At 46.8% G+C, this 20,700-nt stretch carries 15 protein-coding genes; all 15 read right to left on the bottom strand.

Annotated elements, in window-relative coordinates:
- Positions 1–59: 59 nt before the first annotated feature.
- On the bottom strand, positions 60–1,232 hold the full coding sequence (locus H7T88_RS17230) for a Gfo/Idh/MocA family protein (protein ID WP_221789486.1): 1,173 nt from the start codon (positions 1,230–1,232) through the stop codon (positions 60–62).
- Between the two features lie 89 nt (positions 1,233–1,321).
- Entirely contained in the window at positions 1,322–2,389 is a 1,068-nt protein-coding gene (locus H7T88_RS17225; protein ID WP_221789483.1) for a LacI family DNA-binding transcriptional regulator, read from the bottom strand.
- Positions 2,390–2,639: 250 nt separating this feature from the next.
- The gene (gene glpX, locus H7T88_RS17220) at positions 2,640–3,725 is read right to left on the bottom strand and encodes a class II fructose-bisphosphatase (RefSeq protein ID WP_221789607.1); all 1,086 of its coding nucleotides are present in this window, start codon (positions 3,723–3,725) and stop codon (positions 2,640–2,642) included.
- 756 nt (positions 3,726–4,481) lie between these two features.
- The gene (locus H7T88_RS17215) at positions 4,482–6,806 is read right to left on the bottom strand and encodes a glycosyl hydrolase (RefSeq protein WP_221789481.1); all 2,325 of its coding nucleotides are present in this window, start codon (positions 6,804–6,806) and stop codon (positions 4,482–4,484) included.
- A 285-nt stretch (positions 6,807–7,091) separates the two neighbouring features.
- Positions 7,092–7,487: a hypothetical protein gene (locus tag H7T88_RS17210; protein WP_221789479.1), complete on the bottom strand. Its 396-nt coding sequence runs from the start codon at positions 7,485–7,487 to the stop codon at positions 7,092–7,094.
- Between the two features lie 131 nt (positions 7,488–7,618).
- A complete protein-coding gene (locus tag H7T88_RS17205) occupies positions 7,619–8,191 on the bottom strand; it encodes a (2Fe-2S)-binding protein (RefSeq protein WP_221789477.1) in 573 nt (190 codons plus the stop codon).
- Positions 8,188–10,503: a xanthine dehydrogenase subunit D gene (gene pucD / locus H7T88_RS17200; protein WP_221789475.1), complete on the bottom strand. Its 2,316-nt coding sequence runs from the start codon at positions 10,501–10,503 to the stop codon at positions 8,188–8,190. The genes H7T88_RS17205 and pucD overlap by 4 nt, the downstream gene beginning before the upstream one ends.
- A gap of 65 nt (positions 10,504–10,568) precedes the next feature.
- Positions 10,569–11,519: an FAD binding domain-containing protein gene (locus tag H7T88_RS17195; RefSeq protein WP_221789473.1), complete on the bottom strand. Its 951-nt coding sequence runs from the start codon at positions 11,517–11,519 to the stop codon at positions 10,569–10,571.
- Between the two features lie 77 nt (positions 11,520–11,596).
- On the bottom strand, positions 11,597–12,247 hold the full coding sequence (locus H7T88_RS17190; protein WP_221789471.1) for a nucleotidyltransferase family protein: 651 nt from the start codon (positions 12,245–12,247) through the stop codon (positions 11,597–11,599).
- Entirely contained in the window at positions 12,189–13,319 is a 1,131-nt protein-coding gene (locus H7T88_RS17185; protein WP_221789470.1) for an XdhC family protein, read from the bottom strand. The genes H7T88_RS17190 and H7T88_RS17185 overlap by 59 nt, the downstream gene beginning before the upstream one ends.
- Before the next feature lie 41 nt (positions 13,320–13,360).
- The gene (locus H7T88_RS17180) at positions 13,361–14,686 is read right to left on the bottom strand and encodes a 5'-deoxyadenosine deaminase (RefSeq protein WP_221789469.1); all 1,326 of its coding nucleotides are present in this window, start codon (positions 14,684–14,686) and stop codon (positions 13,361–13,363) included.
- 32 nt (positions 14,687–14,718) lie between these two features.
- Complete coding sequence (gene uraH / locus H7T88_RS17175) at positions 14,719–15,096, bottom strand: hydroxyisourate hydrolase (RefSeq protein ID WP_221789468.1); 378 nt, start codon at positions 15,094–15,096, stop codon at positions 14,719–14,721.
- Positions 15,097–15,138: 42 nt separating this feature from the next.
- Complete coding sequence (gene uraD, locus H7T88_RS17170; protein ID WP_221789467.1) at positions 15,139–15,648, bottom strand: 2-oxo-4-hydroxy-4-carboxy-5-ureidoimidazoline decarboxylase; 510 nt, start codon at positions 15,646–15,648, stop codon at positions 15,139–15,141.
- 311 nt (positions 15,649–15,959) lie between these two features.
- Positions 15,960–17,576 (bottom strand): PucR family transcriptional regulator, encoded by a 1,617-nt coding sequence (locus H7T88_RS17165; RefSeq protein WP_221789466.1) that lies wholly within the window; start codon positions 17,574–17,576, stop codon positions 15,960–15,962.
- A 274-nt stretch (positions 17,577–17,850) separates the two neighbouring features.
- Complete coding sequence (locus H7T88_RS17160; RefSeq protein ID WP_260510969.1) at positions 17,851–20,619, bottom strand: CHASE3 domain-containing protein; 2,769 nt, start codon at positions 20,617–20,619, stop codon at positions 17,851–17,853.
- Positions 20,620–20,700: the final 81 nt, after the last annotated feature.

The raw sequence follows: 20,700 nt of genomic DNA, 5'->3' as shown, positions 1-20,700 counted from the left end.
TCGATATTTTCTGTTTCTGTCTTCAGGCCTTATCTCTTCCGCATCCCGTTATTACATCATTACATCTCTTCAAGAGTTACCCAGCGACGCTCCGTTACCGAACGTTCTACGGCTTCCAGTACTGCTTGGCAGGCAACTCCATCATGGAAGTTCGGCGACGGCTGACGGCCTTCCGAAATAGCGGTTACAAGTTCCAACATTTCATGTGTGAACGTGTGTTCAAAACCAATCGTATGTCCCGCAGGCCACCAAGCCTCGGCATATTTATGCGCAGGATCGGTAGCCAGCACGCGGCGGAATCCCTGCACATCTTCATCATCCTTCGTGAAATAGACTTCCAGTTCATTCATACGTTCAAAGTCAAAACGCACACTGCCCAAGCTACCGTTAATCTCAAAAGAGTTCGTACTACGATGTCCGGCAGCGAATCGAGTCGCTTCAAAACTGCCAAGCGCCCCACCTGCGAATCTCGCCAGGAACAACGTGGCGTCATCCACTGTTACCTCACCTTTAGGTGCATCTGCACTTGAACTGCCTTTGGCACTAAGACCTGTCATCTCGGAAGCGAGCGGACGTTCTTTGATGAACGTTTCACTCATGCCAATAACCTCCTGGAATTCACCAACGAGGAACCGAGCGAGGTCAATTAAGTGAGCACCGAGATCACCGTGTGAACCGGAGCCTGCGACTTCTTTTTGCAGACGCCATACGAGTGGGAAGTTCGGGTCCAGAATCCAGTCCTGAAGGAAAAACGCACGAAAATGATAGATTTTGCCCAAACGTCCGCTTTCGATCAAGTCCTTCGCAAGCTGCACGGCTGGGGAGAAACGATAGTTAAACCCGACCATGTGGGCTATACCAGCATCTTCTGCTGCTTGTAACATCTCACGGGAGTCAGCCAGCGAGAGTGCGAGTGGTTTCTCACAGAACAGATGCTTGCCTTGACGAGCTGCTTCCAGTGCAATTTCTTTATGAGCATCACTTGGAGCATTAATGTCAATGAGATCGATGTCTTCCCGTTTGACCAGTTCACGCCAATCCGTAACACTCTCCGACCATCCAAACTGGTCTGCTGCCGCCTCAACTCCCTCCTGATTCCGACCGCAAATCACCGACATTTCGGGCTGTAGCGGTGCAGATGGGAAAAACATGGGCAGACTGCGATAGGCATTACTATGGGCCTTCCCCATAAATTTGTATCCAACCATTCCTACACGAAGACGTTTTGACATAATCATTTCCTCCTTTAATAGAATGAAAAAACATGGGTATAGAATGAAAGTACCATTTCATAGAAAGTAACTAACGGATCTGCTTGGCTCTACTCTTCAACATGACGGTTGGAAGATGCACGAATAATCAATTCTGTGGGTAAAAGGGTTCGTAACGAGTCAAAAGGTACTGTAGAATGATACCCTTTCGAATCTCTTGCATCAGCTATGCCACTCGTACCTTGCATCAGCTTGGACACAGCAAGCTCCCCCATCTCGAAAAAGGGAACCCTGACGCTGCTCAGCGCGGGAACAGCCATCTCGGCCGCATCCGAGTCATCATAACCAACAAATGCCGGGAAATCCTGAGTACGTACTCCTCGTTCCCGCAAGCCATGCATCACACCAATGGCCATCCGATCATTCGCTGCGAACACGGCATCAATCTCATGCAGACGATCAGCTATAGAGGCTGACGCCTCAATGCCACTCCGCCTGCTGTAGTTACCTTCAAATAACAGACTAGAATCCAGCTCCATGCCCGCCTCATGCAGCCCCAATCGCACGCCCTCCAATCGATCCTGACTGTTCGAATAGCTGTCGGGTCCATTCAAAAAGGCTATTCTACGATGTCCCTGATCGGTAAGGTGACGTATAGCAAGCCTGCTTCCCTCTACATGATCAGCATCTACTTCCATGAATGACTCATTCGCAAAATGCTGATTCATAACGCAAAACGGATGCCCTTCCCGATCCAGTTGCTGCATGGCCGCCAGCTCATCCTGATCATGTCTCGCACCAAGAATGATACAGGCATCAATTTTCTGTCTACGGAACAAATCGGTATAATTCATAACCTCACCTGCGGTTTGAAACATGACGAGCAGATCAAGGCCGTTGTCTCTCGCTTTGCTTCCGATACCACTTAACATTTCCGAGAAAAAATAGGCTGAAAACAGATGCGCCTTCGGAACGTATGGCAACACAACGCCCAAATTGCCGCTCTTACTTCTGGCGAAGCTACGAGCAAGTGCACTCGGTACATAGCCTAGCCGCTCGGATGCTTCAAGTACCCTGCGGCGAGTCTCTTCCCTGATGGGTCCAACGCCGTTTAAAACTCTGGACACCGTCGCTTCGGATACCCCCGCTAGCTCAGCGACTTCTCTACGAGAAGCCATGTCCGTCACCTCCTTCAGATGAAATGTGCACGTATAAATCAAAAAATTATCGAGAACATTCATTTATGTACGCGCGTACATTTTCTCATGCCATGTAACCGTTGTCAATGCAAAAACAACAAAAAGAATGAGGAATTCAGGATTCACCTTTTTTCCTCATTCTTACTTGTCAATAATGTAGCGCACAGATTTGTTCTATGAACTTAATATATACGCACTATGAATTTAATATATAGATGAAGTAAACATTTTAACCATTTGTAATTACGCTTGCTTCTTTGGCAGACTGACTGAATTCAGCCTGTTCCATCTCTTTAGTCAATTTCCGGATCATGCGATCTGATGGCTCGGAGGAAGCCTGAAGCTTACGAACCTTATGCAGTACCTCTTTGTTCGGCAGGAAATGCAGGGAACGAATAAAACGAATGGTTTTCGTTTTGGCACGCATGACAATCGAATCTGTCTCCGCCCGGTCATCTGCAAGATAACGCACGCCGCCAAGAATTTCACCAGGCGTTACTCCCGTTGCGGCAAAAATAACGTCCTCTGTACCGATCATGTCTTCCATCGTCAACACTTTGTATGGGTTATCAATTCCCATCTGCAAGCAACGCTGGAATTCATCTGCATTGGCTGGCATCAAACGGCCTTGAATCTCGCCTCCGAGGCAGGACAAGGCTGCTGCAGCCAGCACGCCTTCAGGGGCACCACCTGATCCAACATACAGGTCAATACCCGCTTCCGGGAAAGCTGGAGCCATCGCTCCTGCAACGTCGCCGTCACTAAGGAATTTGATCCGCACGCCAACTTTGCGAAGCGTTTTAATCGTGCTCTCATGCCTTACTCGATCAAGGATCATGACCGTGAGATCGGAGATATTTTTATTTAGAGCAACAGCCGCTTTTTCCAGGGTCACCTCAATCGGATCTTCAATGCAGACTTTGCCTACCAGGGCAGGACCAACGGCCAGCTTCTCCATATACATGTCCGGAGCATGGAGCAGATTTCCTTTTCCCGCCACCGCAATGACGGATAGTGCATTGTTCAGCCCTTTAGCAACAATGTCTGTACCTTCCAAAGGATCAACAGCGACGTCAACCTCCGGTCCCTCCGCATTGCCGACTTCTTCACCGATGTACAACATTGGGGCTTCATCCATCTCCCCTTCCCCAATCACGACCGTGCCTCGAATGGACACGGAATCGAACATGGCACGCATGGCCAAAGTAGCCGCTTCGTCTGCACTATTCTTGTCGCCTCTTCCCATCCAAGGAGCTGAAGCTAAAGCCGCCAATTCTGTTACTCGGACAATTTCCAACGCCAGTTCGCGTTCCATGGTTGCCACTTCCTTTCTGATTTCCCACAGCATAACTTGAAGGTCATCTGAAAATCTATCGCAAATCCATATCAATTCAATCTATAAATAGCGTAGCATCAGCTTTTCTCTGGCATTTCCCTTATTTTTCTATTTATTAGACAAGTTAATTTAGCTTGATTTAGGGGTAGGCTTATAGCGCGTATAGCTTCCTTTTTTTGTATTAAAACATTAATATTTTTCCCAATTTTAATTATCGTTTTCTTCTCTCCTGTATCCTTAGGAGATTAGTGTTGCTATTCTACACTTATGGAGTGTTGTAACCCTAGCTCTGACTGTCATTTGAGCCAATAGGTCAGATGATTGACCTGCTCATTTTCAGTAGAATCGAAAACGATTTTCGGGAAACAATCTGGTGTATAAAAGTTTCAAATAAAATGGAATTTGTTCACTGCAATGGAGTGTCTCTTCTGTGTCTGAATCCAGTTCATAAAAGAGTGAATTTTAGTATTAATCAGGACTTTAGCATTCCCTAATACCATAGATGTCACCTATAAAGGATATCGAAAAATATAAGTTTACATAATAATTATTATGATTACAAATCTATCCTTACACCCTTACAAATTACATTTACTACCATAAGTATTGCTTCCTAAAATAAAAACATAACTCCCTTCAGCTTCTGGTTTTATCCATACGCCTCCTTCCCTACACATAATAAAACAAGACCGGATCAGTTCAACAAGAAACTGACCTGGTCTTGCTTGTTTTCGATTAAGGTTCCACACCCCATACCAACTGATCACTTACGTACCCGGTTATTTTGCTGTGATTAGCATATTGATTCCCCGTTGCCATGAAGGAATAATCATCGGACTGATTGTAATTAGACCAGTTATTTTTAGAAAACCGAGCTTGTATCTCCGCACTTTCACCCGGATTCAGCACTCCGGCATTACTAGTGAATCCCAGTTCAACATAATAATCCGCGCCAGTTACTGGTGTGTCCAGCTTGACGAAGGTACTGGTAACGTTGGCACTGCCTACACTTGCCCAATCGGACCAGAAGGTCTGTGCTTGCTCACCATCAATCGTATAATAGTACCGCACCTTTACATCGCTGAGAGGAATAGCCGTATTCCCGGAATTAATCAGCTTGAACTTGGGAGCGATCCCGTTCGTCGAAGCACTCGTATTGCCGTTATACGCCTGAATCGTTAGCTTGCTGTCGGGTGGTACAACAACAACGGAACTATCGACTACATTCAATTTAAGAACGGCATCTTTACCCTGATCGAAATGAAAAGTCAGACTCGTTTGCCCGAGAGGTAGTGTTGTAAGATAGGCTTGCTTCAGCACCACTGTTGATTCAGACGCCGTATAATGCTGGCCGGAAGCCAGATTCACGCCTCCCTTTGAGATGCCCGTAAGTTGATGTCCGTTCAAGGTGAGCGAAATCGTAATATCCTGCGCATGACTTGTTGCCTTATCAAAGGTTGCACTTCCGGGTGAGATGACCGCACTTGGATTGGGCTGGTTCGCCTTCAGATCCGGCAACTCATCCAGAGTAATGACATAATCGCTTTGATAGAGCGTTTTTAATGTGGCAGCATAGTTGAACGCTTCGCTCATCAGATGCTCGCCGTACCACGGAAGGAAATAAAGCCAGCCCGCTTTTTCCTCTGTCAGATTTTTCACGCTTGGAACAGTATCGTTCTCTGTCATTGCCACCATTTTTTTGCCATTGGTCAAGTTCACCAGCTGATAAAATGTGGACGTGATGGCATCCTCGTTAGGCACACCGGATAATCCATCGTAACGATTGTAGATCGTATTGTATTTGTCAAAGCCCACAAGATCTACCTGATCATCCCCCGGATACCAAGCTGGTGAAGTACTGTATACGTAGCTGTTGTAAGTCCAGATCAGGTTATGCAGGTCATATGTTTCGGTCAGCTCGGTGTAGATCATATCCCAAAGCTTCTTATACACATCTGCTCCAGCAGAAGCCCACCAGAACCAAGCTCCCTCTCCGTTCAATCCGCCGTTTCCTTCTGCTTCATGGTAAGGACGGAAAATAACCGGCACATCATTATCCTGTAATATCTGCAGTTGCTCCGCCAGGTCTTCAATCGTCATCATCACATACTGATACTCCTTCGTACCAGGAATGACAGCTTTTGCGGTATCAAAATTCGTTTCGGTTGGTTTGTAGGTCGCCTCTTTCCAATCGACAAAATCGCCAAGCTGATACGTAGTAAAGTTACGCGGCACATTGATATGCCAAGATGCGGTTGCAATGCCTCCGCGGTTATTCACCCAATCGATCAACCGATCAGTTGTACCATCTTCCCAGCCATACAGCGGGTTGTAGTTCATAAAATCAAATCCCCGGATAGCCGGATATTTACCCGTCAGATCATGTATCCACTCAAACTCCAGCTCAGAATTCCCGTCATTCCCTCCTCCATAGATCTCCTGTTGTCCCGATATGATCTTGTGTCCGTATACCTCCGTTAAATAATTCATTAAAAGCTGCGTTTCTGGTGTAGCCTGAGAATCCGTGAGCACAGGCTGCACATTCAATGGATCAAGATCGGCATAGTCCACCGTGAACGTATCAAAATATGCATAACCCCAACCAGCCTTCAGTTGAATTGTGTTGCTTCCCTTGTTTAATTTGTGAAAACCAAAATCATAATCCGACCATGTTGTCGTATAGGGAAGCATGTAAGAACCTTTCGTTACCCCGTTCACTGCCAAGTATTGAAGTCTGCCGTCCATACTAAGCTCCTGCATATAACGGGTGGAAATACTGTACATCCCCGTTTCGGGAACGGTTACATCTAATGTGATCGTTCCCGATCCCTGCATCCAGACAAATCCGCTTCCCGAGTAACCTGGCTTCGGCTGTCCGTAAATCTGAGTTACCACTTGCAAATCCGAGGTTAATTGTGCATCTTCACCTTCAATCGTAAGTAGCGGGGCATCCGCTTGCGCAGGTGCAGGCAATGCCAGCATACCCAACAACAAGGTACTGACCAGCATGATTGCCAATGCTTTTTGAATCCTCTCCCTCCATCCATTCTTCGTTCCCATCTCCATTCGGACCTTCATTGCCATCTCCCTTTCCATCTGAAATGTGAGAGCGAAATGTGCATAACCCCAATCATGATGGCGCTTTCATATGTAAACATATCATGAGTGGATAAAATTGTAAATATATGGTTATATAGATCAGTCATCACTATATGTATCAAGAAAAAATAATTATTCTATCCCAATAAAACTTTACAAACTCACATTCCGAAAACGCTTAAATTTACATTTAAAAACACTATGTTTTTCACAATCTAGTCATGCTTATGTAACTAAGCTCTTCATTCATCTGACACCTGAATAAACATAGCTTATTCTTTTTTTATTCCCTGATATCCAAGTAATCAGGAATTCGGGTGATGTGCCTTTACTTTTGTCCAAGGCGAACTCTTCCACGTTTTTCGTTATGTCCAAAAGGTAGTGACCATCAGGTGACGACACATCATGATATTCGATCGTATCGTTAGGGTATACAACCATAACTTTTACGTTGCTTGCTTTTTTCGCTGGAATCATATCAAACGTTACCGTTGCTTTGTACATTCCGCGATCTCCCCCATAACTTTCGACAACCTGGCTCGTATTTACGACGGCCTCATTATTCTCAATGTAATTTGCAAGCAACATGATCACAAGCAGACTTAACACGGTACCGAGAAACAAATGCTTTTTCTTCATCATAATCCTCCCACACAAAAAAATAAGAACTTTCCACGGGCAGCACTTGATCTCCACTCGCAGGAAATTCTCTATTATTCTTAATATTACCATAATTTTGTACAAAGCTTAAATCGTGCTACCGCTTCGGATCATCAGGTTTCAGCACCATCTGTTTGTACAAAGTTAACCGCTGATCTGTTTACATTTTCTTTTACCACTGTTCCAACCGTTCCTTTAACTGCGCAACGCTCACTTGCCTTGTTTACCGCGCGTATAATCCCGCCATAGCCTGTACAGCGACAGAGATTACCACATAATCCGGTTTCAATCTGCTCCAGAGAAGGATGTGGACATGCGTCCAGCAAAGCCTTGGTTGAAATAATCATCCCTGGAGTGCAGTATCCACACTGAAACCCGCCTTCTTCCACGAAGGCTTGTTGAATGGGATGTAGCTCTCCCTCTTTCTCACCATGAAGTCCTTCGATGGTTGTAATGTCGCTTCCCTCACTTTGATACGCCATCACAAGGCAGGCATTAACCGGCTCTCCATTCATGAGAATCATACATGCACCGCATCGTCCGACCTCACAAGAAACCTTCGTTCCCGTCAGCTCTAAGCGATTCCGAAGGATATCGACAAGCCGTGTTTCAGGAGAAACGGACAGTTCTTTTAATTGCCCATTCACTCTAGCACTCCATGTCTGTTCAAGAGGCTGATTCTTCATGATGGCTTCACTCCTTCTGGCAAAAGAACATTTATCCCCTGACTGAGTTGCTCGCGCGGCACGGGGAGCTGAGTTACCCATACGCCTGTTGCCTGATGAATAGCTGCAGTAATCGCAGGTGCAAGTGCAACGGAACCAATCTCGCCAATGCCTCTGGGTCCGAATGCATCTCCTTCAGGTAACTCTTCAATTGCCTCTACTTCTAAATTCGAGTGAATATCCTTGATCGTCGGAATTAAATACGTGTCCAGATTCGCCGTAACGTAGCGGCTCTGCTCCATGACGGCATCCTCGGTTAACGTAAATCCAAGTGCCATCACACTGCCACCTTCAATCTGCCCTATATAACCCATCGGATTGATCACCGGTCCTGCGGCTACAATATGCCTTGTATCCAAAAGTTTGGTTTCGCCCGTCAGCGTATTGACCTCCACCTCTGCAGCAACTGCGGCATACGTGTAAAGGTAATGACCGCCCATCACATTGTCAGGCGTCGTGGGGTAATGAAAAGTGGTGTCAAAAATCCATTCCTGCGCTTCACCCTGCTTTACAAGATCCGTATAAGCGACGACTAAGCGGGGGGCAGAGGTTGAAGAGGAATCCTGTGATTTTATCCATATTCCCTCACGTCCTATCATGAGTTGCTCTGCCGAAATCCCAGAAAACTGTGATGCAACTTTAAGTAGCTTTGCACGGAACGGGTGCTGCAAGCGTTGCAAAGCCATCCAGGCCATCGTGGTCGAACGGGATGCCGTACTCGAGCCACTATGGGGCACGCGGTCTGTATCCCCAATGACAATGCTCAGGTCCGATGGGTGACACTGGAAGAGATCACAGAGCATGATCTCTAGCGTGGCCACAAGGCCTTGCCCGAACTCCTCGTAGCTAAAAGCCACTTCGATCTTGCCCTCCGCATTCAGCGACAAGCGTCCACCAGCCGGATCCGGAATGCCATAACCAAGCCCGGCGCCATGCATCGCGATAGCCGCCCCTACTCCTCGTTTGATCCATGGAGGAAGTGACGCTTCCACCGGAGGATGAAGATGCTTCTGCCATAGCTCCGAGCGGTCCAGCGCCTCCCATACTTGATATAATCCATCCGTGGGCAGAATACGCTGGTTCAAGGGACCGGGATCATGCTTCTGCCTCAGATTACGCCGCCGAAACTCCCAGGGGTCCATATCTATGAGCTGTGCCAAACGATCCATCTGACCTTCCATTGCAAAGATCGCCTGATTGCCTCCGAATCCGCGAAACTCCCCGGATAATCCATTGTTTGTATACACAGATACCCCTTCTACATCCACATGCGGAATCATATACGGCCCCATACAATGCTCGGTACAGAAGTTTAATACGGGTGCTCCAAGTGTTGCATATGCACCGGTATCTGCCGTAATACGAACCCGATGTGCCTGCAAAATCCCCTCACGGCTTATACCCGTTTGCATCTCAATCTTCATCGGATGACGCTTCAAACCAGCCCGAACGGATTCTTTACGCGAATTGTGCATTTTAACAGGGCGGCCGCATTTTAACGCGAGCAGTGCACCATAAGGTTGCACGTTCAATTCATCTTTTCCGCCAAACGAACCGCCAATAGGTGAAGATACCACCCGAATGTGTTCTTCCGGGCAGCCAATAATACGTGCGAGTTGCATACGATCCTTATACCCATGCTGTGTTGCCGCATAGACATGAAGACGACCCATCTCGTCAGGTGCAAACAGCCCTCCCTCTGTCTCCATATATGCATGCATTTGTCGTGGCGTATAATAAGTCTCAGTTACGATATGTGCACAAGAATCAAAAGCTTGCTGGGCATCTCCGCGTTTGATCTCTGTACGATGCAGCACATTGCCTGGACCATGTGGATGCAGTTCAGGCGCCCCAGGAGCCAGTGCGGCAGCCGTGCTATCCAGTGGCTCAATCTCCTCATACTTTACACGAATAGCTTCTATGGCGAGCAAGGCTCGTTCAGGTGAGTCGGCCGCAACCGCGGCAATCGCATCGCCTACATAACGAACAACATCTTCACAGAAGACGGGCTGATCCGGGGTCGCAATACCAAAACGGTTGAGTCCAGGTACGTCTTTGGCCGTTAACACCGCATATACACCCTCCATGGCTTCCGCTTCCGATATATCAACAGACCGTAGCCGCGCATACGGATAAGCACTTCGCAGCACTTTTCCATAGACCATGTTAGGCAAGGACATATCCGTTAGATACTGCAATTGTCCCGTGACCTTAGGAGGACCATCCGGCCGCATATGCCAGCGATTTCCACTCTGTTTCCGGTTAAGCAACATGGTGTTCCTCCCCTTTCGTAGCTCCTTTTTTAAGTCCAGTTCTGATTTGCAGACAGCTTAGTTGCCTATGGATGAAAAGCCTGCCAAAGTCCGGCCCCAAGCATATTCCCTGCCGACTGTCTTCTGTAGAGTTCAGTGGCAAAAGCATCCGTATAGGATACAAATTCAGCAGTAGCCTGGGTTGCAAGCCCGGCGGCTTGAGAAGCATCTGCTTTTCCTGATCGAAGCCAGTGCTCCGTTTCGGTTAACCTCACGGCTATACCCGAGCCGCCACCAGCAGCTATCGCAACCTGTGTCCATCGTCCGTCCTCCGGGCTAATCTCCCCGTGAAAAGCTACCGTGACAAGCGAGGCAGTAAATGCCTCTCTTCGGCCTAATTTACGATAAAAGGAGAATTGATGATTTCGTTCAGGTATGGATTGCTCGGTCTCGTATACGTACTGCTCTGGATCAGAGCACGATAGATTTACTGTAGCGTTCCTGAACGGAATATGAATGGAGATTAATACATCATCTGCATTCAGCTTGTTATCACGTCCATTTTCAAGCCATAACGCCACGTGCTGCGTCTCCATACCACGACAGGTCAGCAAGTGAAGCTCAGCATCATACACAAGTAGCGCCGGTAATGAATCCCCTATCCCGGAAGCAATATTTCCGCCAATCGTCGCCAGATTTCGAACAGAAGGGGCCGCTATAGCCAAGATAGCCTGATGCAAAATAGGAAACCAGCTTAGCAAAGGGTCTGTTGCACATTCCCTCAATCGGGTCATGGCTCCAATCACAATCTCATCCCCTTGCATCGAGATTCCACTGATCTCGGGAATGCAAGCCAAACTAACCAAATGTTCTGGTAAAACCTTTGATGAAGCCTCCCATTGTGTTCGCAATAACGTGCCTCCAGCAACGTAACACCGTGTTCCTTCAATCTGTTCCCTAATATTTTGTAGTTCTTGTAACGTATCTGGCTGCCACACCGAGGGCTGTGCACCTGAGCCGTATCCCGGCAGTATCATGGCTCTCCCTCCTTTATTTCTCCGTTTCCTCTACCTTCCCAATCGTCTTGCTGTGTTCGTACAGAGTCGCGTTGTTTTCAGGCTTCCCTCCACATCCGTTCTTCTGCATATTTCAGAATTTGTTGCACTTGCAACTCCGTATCAGCGTCCCAGAAACTCTCTCGCCCTAAAGACACCTGTACACCTTGGTATTTAGGGTTTCGGAGCATTTTTCGTGCCCCTTCATCTCCGTGTAGGGACAGAAGCGGGCCGAACATATGTGAGCGAAAAGCAACCGGGGGTTTACTCCCCTCATTGTCCGTACCCGCAACATAATCAGACAGCGGATTAGAATCCAGTACTGCGGTGACATGATTAATATTCTCTGTCGTTATAAGGGGCTGGTCTGCCATCAGTATCAGGACCCCCTTCGGCTTGTATTCCATCGCCGTCAATATACCGCAACGAATGGAGTTTGCCATACCACCAGCAAAATCGTTACATAATACCATACGCAATCTTTTGTCGGGATTATATGTGTAAGAGAATGCCTTGTGCCATTTGGAAGGTAACCATTCAAGACTATCCTCTGGTTTGACCACACAGATGATGTGATCCAACCGGGAATTCAGAGCGGCCTCCAGTGTCCATGCCGCCAGTGCTCTTCCATCCGGCATCATGACCGATAGTTTATCTCGCCCAAGTCTGCTGCTCTTGCCAGCCGCCAGAACGATACCTGTCGTTTGCATAAGCACCGCTCCTTTTTTCGGTTACTAACGCAGATTTAACAGCCGTTCCCTTACGTCTTACCGTAATCAACTCTGCAACAATACTGATCGCGATCTCCTCTGGCCCATCTGCACCAATGGACAATCCAACTGGACTATGCACGTGATGTAATGGTGGCATCCCGTCGAACAAACGAGCTGTTCGGGTACGTGAACCCATAATGCCGAGATATGCATAGTTGGTGTTGTCTAATAACGCTATCCATTCTCGTTCACGGGGGAATTGATGACTCATTAGGATGAGATAGTCATGTTCATTGATGTTCAGCTGCGGGAAAACTTCCTGAGGAAAACCGTGCACGAGTTCCGCATCTGGAAATCGTTCTGGCGTACACAAGGATGCTCTCCAATCTGTGATAACGACACGGAATCCAGCGGATTGAGACAGTCCGGCGACCGGTACAACATCATTTCCGGCGCCAATGATAATCAAACGTGGTTTGGGCGTATATAGCGAAGTAAAATGTTGAGGAAGATTCCAAGGATTATTTCTAACCTCCAGATCAGGAGGACAGGACAACGATAAATCATTTTCGGAACAATCAGGTCGTTCATTGGCAGTTAAATATCGCTCTTGTCCTGGCTCAGCTGACTTGACTGACTCGATCTTCGAGCAACGATACGTAACATTAGTGTAATCCTCATCAAAAGACCGGAGAAGAGAAACCGCTAAAGCCGCATCCAAACATTGCTGCATCTGCATTATCATGTCACGTAACTGGCCACAGATCGGCTCAAGCAGAACAACTACAAGGCCTCCGCAACCAATCGTTTCGCCCCAGGACAAGTCATCTTCAGGCCTCATATCGTAGGAAGCCAGCTCAAGTTGTTGCGTCTCCAGCACGCGGCTCACCCTGGCTTGCAGGTCACTCTCCAGACAACCCGGACTGATACTACCGAACAGCCTGCCGTCTTCCGTTATTAGCATAGAAACCCCTTGTTTGCGATAGGCATGCCCCTCCACTTTAATCGCAGTAGCAAGTACACTCCGGGTTTCACGAAGGGCAATGACACACAGATCATGCATCTCCATAGGGCCGCCCCCTCTTTACTATTTGCCTTTCAACGTTTCTGTTATAACCGTTTCATTAGCCGTGCAATGCATTTATCTGACTCTCGTAATACGATGCTGCGGTCAATAGTTTGTATTTTACGATTGTTCAGCACAATACTGCCATCAATGATGACCGTTTCCACACAGCTACGGGTAGCCGAATACACGATACGGGAGTAAATGTCGGTCTCATAGGACGGGTACGTATGAAAATCATCAAGGTCAAGCAGGATCATATCTGCCTTTTTGCCGACTTCAAGACTGCCTATCTCTCTGGATAGCCCCAACACTTCCGCCCCGCCCATCGTTGCCATGTGTAACACGGTTCTGGCATCCATCACCGTCGGCCCGTGCGGCACCTTCTGGATCAGTGCTGTCATACGCATCTCCTGAAACATATCCAGATTGTTATTACATGGCGCACCGTCTGCACCGATTCCCACTGCGATCTGCCGGTTCAACAGGTCAGGGATATCCGCGATTCCCGAAGAAAGTTTCATGTTGGATCCGGGACAATGGGTTACTTTGACACCACGTTTACGAATAATCTCCTTCTCTTCTTCACTCAGCCACACACAATGCGCAAGAACCAATCTGGGAGTAGCCAGGCCGATGTGATCAAGATAGACGATGTTACGCATACCTCTCTCGCGTTCGACCAGTTCAATCTCTCCACGATTCTCGGAAGCATGGGTGTGCACTTTGACGTGATATTTATTCGAGAGGTCACGTACTTCCGTAAGCAATTGTTCTGTGCAGGAGACAACAAACCTTGGACAAAACGCATATTGAATGCGGCCTCCACCGAATCCGTTCCATTTTTCTAACAAATCAACACTCTGCTGCAGCGAATCCGCCGTATTCTCACGCAGAGGCTCAGGAACCTCATCACCATGATCCATCATCACCTTGCCTGAGATAACCCGGATGCCACTCTGGGCCATCGCTTGAAAAGCCGATTCCGTATGGTTCACGGTCTCCATATCCAGAATGGTTGTTGTGCCGCTAGAGATCAATTCGCCCAGTCCAAGCATTGCCGAGTAATACACCGATTCTTCATCATGTGCCGCTTCTAACGGCCAGATTCGCTTGCGAAGCCAATCCATTAGTTCCATATCGTCTGCACGTCCACGAAACAACGTCTGGCATAGATGGATGTGGGTCTGGATAAACCCCGGCAGTAACACCTTCCCTCGCGCATCAATGACTTGATCTGCCAAGTTCTCATCGATATGCACCGCCATTTCTTTGATTTTGTTATCTTCGATGAGAAGATCTCCCGTAAATACTTCCTCTTCTGTATTCATCGTGACCAATTGCGCGCCTTTGAGTAGAATCGTTCCCATCCCCATCTCCCCTATCCCGTCCTGTCTTATCTTCAGCTTCCCCGGTACGTGCTGTATCCCCCCGGTGCTATCAACAAAGGGATATGATAATGGCCTCCGGTATCTCTTACGGCAAAACGAATAGCGACTTCGGTCCACAACACATGTGTGACATCCGTTTGAGCATCTTGTGCAAAATAGCGTTTCACATCAAAACGCAGTTCATATTCGCCCACTTCCAGCTTCCCTTCATGTAGCAATGGTGCATTCAAACGTCCATCCGAATTGGTCAATGATTCTGCCATCTTCAGGGCATTCCACTCGTTTCCTGACCATTTTATAAAATAGAGTTCAATTCTCACTCCTACAGCAGGAGCACCCTTAGATGTATCCAGTACATGTGTAGTAATCCGGCCAGCATTCGGCTGCATCAGGCATTCACCTTCGATCTATGTTTATCCTTTTTCTTCAGATCACTTTGCACGCTCGGTCATCCATTGTTGCAAACGGATTGTAGCAATTTTAAACACTTCATTTAATGCCGTTACGAATTCTTCTTGCTCGCTTCTCTCTAGACGTTGTCTTATGGAATCAGAAATAGATCCCTTCGTATGGCCCTTCACCGCTAAAATGAACGGAAAGCCAAATTGCTTTGTATACCTCTCATTCAACTGCTTTAGCTCGTTATATTGTTCCGGTGTTAATGAATCCAGGCCAGCACCAGCCTGCTCCCGAACCGAGCTGGTACTCATACTAATCCGAGCACCCAAATCCGGATGCTTTCGGAGCAGTTCCAGCTTCTCTTTATACTCCGAGTCAAGAACTTGTTTCGTCATAACCTGCATCATCTCTTCCCATGAACCAAAAGGCCGAAGACCGGCAGCACGCTCTGCAATCCAAGCAGACTCTTCAAATAACGAGCCAAATTCTTTCATAAACCGTTGATCAGACCAGCCGTTAACGAGATGTATAAGATCATCCATGTGATAACCTCCGGTCTCTATTTAATTATTGTTCCTCATTCTATTCACTGACTCAGAATACAGCAATATTATTTACGTGATTTTGTAAAATAACATAACATCAAACAAATGAATTGTTATCCGCGCACGGAATCCCCCTTTTTACACTTGCTATGTATGTCAAAAAACCGCACTCACCAATGAAGGAAGTGCGGTTTAATCAATTTTAATATAAATTATGGCCAACACTCTAAGTCTCACTCATATCACGAGCATTATAAACACAAGAACACATGATCACATGAGCACACCAATCATACGAGCAGCAGTGATTACGTACGAAGTCTTACAGGCGCTTTATCTCGCACGAATTTACGGAAGGTAAAGACCAGCTTTAATTTGAGCAGATCATTCGTCTTTTTGAAATCCATTTGCAACAGACTGCCGATCTTCTCCATACGATAAGTTACCGTATTGCGATGCACATACAACTGTTTGGCGGCTTCATTAATTAATCCGTCATTTTCAATAAAAGACTCTAGCGTACTCATCAGTACCTGATTGGGATCACCGTCTCTGGCATGCAAAGGTTCGAGCACTTTATGACAATAGTTCTCCATCATTTGTTCCGGCACATGCTGAAATACATACGCAAATTCCAACATTTCAAATTGTAGTGCCCGATCCTTCATGCCGAGCCTTCGGGCTAACTGACGCGTATCCAGACACTCTTGGTATGCTTCACGTAGTGAAGTTGGCTCATGTTTCATTTTGCTTATCCAGAAACGAGGACCTGGCGCACCTTTGGCTTCTTGAGCCATAAGCACATCGCCAAATCGATTTAAAAGAAAGGCGGACAACTCCTCGCCATAATCACGCCCGGTCGGACAACTGTAGATGGATAGTATGCCTTCATTCATCTGAAAATGCTGGGAAGCTGTAAATTGCATAAGGGGATTGTACTGCAACTCACGATGAATCTGTTTGAGTAGTTTCCCCTCGACAAAGGCATTGGGTTCGAGCGTAGTTAACACACACTGATACGTCTCTTGAAAAAGGTGCACTCCTTTATTTTCGCTCAAAGTCATGAGCTCCTGTATGGTCAATTTCTGCTCCATATATTGGGTCAGCAAGGTCCGCATTTCATCCTGAACGGTTGGATTGATATGCTCACGGTAGGTCATATCCATGTAAAAGGCGAGCACATCCGCAGCTTGCTGGAACAGTTCCTCCTCCGCTCGTAGAGACAAGGCAGAATCCGTGTACACCAGCAGGAAACCCAGTTCTTCGTCCTTTTGTTGAATCGGGACTCGGTGACAGCTCCCCTGATTCCATTTTACCCGGTGCATGACTGATTTCCAGGGCCAGCCTTGCGTGACTGCATTGTCCGACATCACGTCATCGTTCGCATAGAGCACATGTCCGCGGGAGCCGATAACGGCAATCGAATAATTGAGGATCGTGGACATTTCGGCAAACACATTGCGATGATGTTGTTGCTGTAAAGCGAACTGCATTAGTTTCTTTTGTTTTTGCACAACTTCGTGCAGGAGCCGATGGCTACGTTCATGTTCCGCTTTAAACAAGGCGTTCATCTGGTCAGAGAAAGTGAATTGGAACGGAAGCTCCAAAAGCGGTAGCCGAAGTCGATTCGCTTCCTCTACTATGCCTTGGGGAATCGAATCCCAGAATCGTCCAAGCTTGATGCCGATTCCCGCGCATCCACGTTCATTCAGCCGTTGCATTAAACGAAGCGTATCTGTTTCACTATCTTTGATCATAAAAGCGGTCGTAAACAACATTTCTCCAGATTTGATCCAATCTGCAATATCAGGAGCGTCCATGACGTTGACTGACTTCATCATCCGTGAAGTCCCTTCCCGGCCCGCAATCAATTTGGCTTCAGACAGCGGGTATACCTGCAAAGCTTCTTTAACGGTAAGCTGCATGGACATGACCTCCCATATATTTAACACAATTGTGTAAACAAATCGTTTACAATGACCTTTAGGCTTCATAATCCCACCGATTTCGAAATGAAAAATAGAGAACCTTTAATTGTTTGTTAAGTATTATAACATCAATTTCCATAAAGAAACTTACATGAGAAAAAAATAAACCTATGTCCTCAAGGCAGCATCATCATGCTGTCATGGGCATAGGTTTGAAACATTTGAAATAGGCATTTTATGCTTAGCATTAAACCCGGCAATGCGGATTCGTTCAAATTTCCATCTTTTCGTGACTCATCCATAATTTCATACGGGATAACACATCTTTGATATTCAACGGTTTACTGAGGTAATCCGTGGCTCCGGCAGCGATACATTTTTCCCGGTCTTCTTTCATCGCTTTTGCTGTGAGTGCAATGATGGGAATCTGGGTCAGACCGAGTTTCTCTCGAATCCGACGGGTGGTTTCATATCCATCCAGTTCTGGCATCATGATATCCATAAGAATAACATCCGGTCTGAGACCTCCCTGCTCTAACAGCTCCAGACATTCCGTTCCATTCTGAGCAGAGGTCACTTGCATACCGTATTGCTCCAATGCATTTGCAAGCGCATATACGTTACGAATGTCATCATCCACGACAAGAATCTGTCGATCCCTGAATAACGATTCTTCCAAAGGCGTTAGCAAAATCTCCATATTCTTCAGTTCCGGCTCCACATGAGGTGATGAAGGGTTGATACGTTCTTCTGCTGTAGCACCAACTGTCTCATAAACAAACAATCTTGAACTTTGCTCCTCCTGCGGAACCTCGTGACCTTTTCTATACAGCGGAAGAAACAGCGTAAACACACTGCCTTGGCCCAATCGGCTCGTTGCCGAAATTGAACCGCCAAGTAATGAAGCCAGTGATTGAGAAATGGACAGCCCTAGCCCCGTACCGCCATATTTACGAGCCGTTACTCCATCAGCCTGTTTGAATGCCTCAAAGATCTGGAGAAGTTTATCCTCCGCAATACCGATCCCCGTATCACTAACGGAAAAAGCAATGACTTCGGTTTCTTGACCGGCGTGTTCAGGGTCAGTCAGACGCACCTGAGAAATGGTTAGGGCCACTTCCCCTGTGCTGGTGAACTTAAACGCATTCGAGAGCAGATTTCTAAGAATCTGGTGCATCCGCATTTCATCGGTTTCAATCGTAGCCGGAAGAGGACCTTGTAGCTGAATACGAAAATCTATTTTTTTCTGTTCAGCCGTTTTCAAGAAATACTGATTCATCACTTCAGGCAACATGTCGAGGTAAACATCATCAAATTCCACTTCCATCTGTCCAGCCTCAACCTTCGACAGATCGAGAATATCGTTAATCAAGTTAAGTAAGTCTTTGCCCGATCTGTGAATAACGGCTGCATAGTTCTGCTCCTCACTGCTCAAATGATGATGTTTGTTTTCCGCCAATATCTCGGACAGAATCAGCATGCTGTTCAGAGGTGTGCGCAGCTCATGCGACATATTAGCCAAAAATTCGGATTTGTATCCCGAACTGATTCGCAGCTGATGCGCAGTTGCTGCAAGTTCATGGACCGCATTCTCAGCCGTACCCTTCTGACTCTCCAAGCGTTCATTTAACATATATAACTCTTCCGTTTGCATCTGCAATTCTTCTGTCTGAGATTGCATCTCCTCGGTTTGAAGTTGCAACTTCTCGGATTGTGCCTGTAACTCTTCGTTCAGTACTTGCGATTCATCGTAAAGGTGCTGTAGTTCCATCCGCGTAACTGTAGAATGAAGCGAAACTCCGAAAATGACCGTTAATTCCTTGATCAATTCCATGGCCTTCTCGGTTAATGGCTTCATGGAAGCGAGTTCTACGACAGCAACGGTCTTTCCTTCAAACAGGATGGGTACAACGGTAAGCGAACTCGCTGAGGCATGGCCCAGACCTGACGAGATGCGAATGTAATTCTGCGGTAAATCATTCATTCGTAACACCCGCTGCTCAATCGCACTTTGACCGACTAACCCTTCACCAGGGGCAAGTGATATTTTCCCGAGCGAGCGTTCCTTCTCCCCATCTCCTGCATAGGCTGCCACCCGAAACAACCGATTGTCCTTCCAGTAATACAACACGCTGTACGGAATCTCCAACATCGTTGCAAGTTCACTCAGGAACAAACGTGATAAACCTTCTAACGTGGTAGGGTTTTGGAAAAGAGTAGCAACACCTGTAAGTTGATCCTTCACCCGGTTTTGCTCCTGCACCTCATCCAGTAGTTGATTCGCTTCATGTGCGAGATCAGCGACTTCATCCCGTGTTCTTACACGTATCCGCTGTTTGAGGTTACCGCCTCTGGAAATATCGCTAATCGTGTGCTTTACCTCTTGAAGCGTTCTAACAATGTTGCCTGATACAATGAAAGCCGCGGCGATGGATAGTGCTGCAATCAGACCCCACAAGGTGTACATGATTGTCAGCAAAGTTGAACTCCGGTTCGCCAAATCCGTCACCCTAGCTTCTGTAAGCAAAATTTCGGTGTTGCGGAAGGTAGCCAGCTGGGAGCGAAGCAGATCGATTTCCGTTTTCCCCGGATCGGACTGAAAAAAAGCGAGAACCTTATCTTGATCGCCTTCCTTCTTGAGCTGTACGGATCGTTCACCAGCAATTTCAATCCAACGGTTGATATGGGATTTAATATTTTGCAAGTTTTGCTGTTGTGCCGGATTATCGCTAATCAAGGCGTATAACTGATCGTAATTCGTATTCCACTCGGAAAGACCTTGATCATAAGGTTGCAGATAACTTTCCTTTCCGGTAAGCATGAACCCGCGCTGTCCCGTTTCCATATCGAGTACGTTTTTCTCAATCGCGTTGGTCAGATTATGTACGTCCAGATCATGATGACTAATAAAATCATTTTCCTTCTGCAACACATCGATTTGGGCCGAAAGGATCAGTAGTACTACACCAAATAAGAGCACAACCACAAGATAGCCCAATACAATTTTGGAGCGTATCGTAAATCTTCTCGTTTTAGACAACGTGAAACCCTCCAAATATAGACGAATGCTGAATCGTTGCATGAAATCTGTTGCATTAGTATTTTATATGTATAGATATCA

Source organism: Paenibacillus cucumis (ex Kampfer et al. 2016) (assembly GCF_019748695.1).
GTDB lineage: Bacteria > Bacillota > Bacilli > Paenibacillales > Paenibacillaceae > Paenibacillus > Paenibacillus polysaccharolyticus.
Note: the sequence above shows the minus strand (reverse complement) of the source record. Positions and strands in the feature narration are given on the sequence as shown.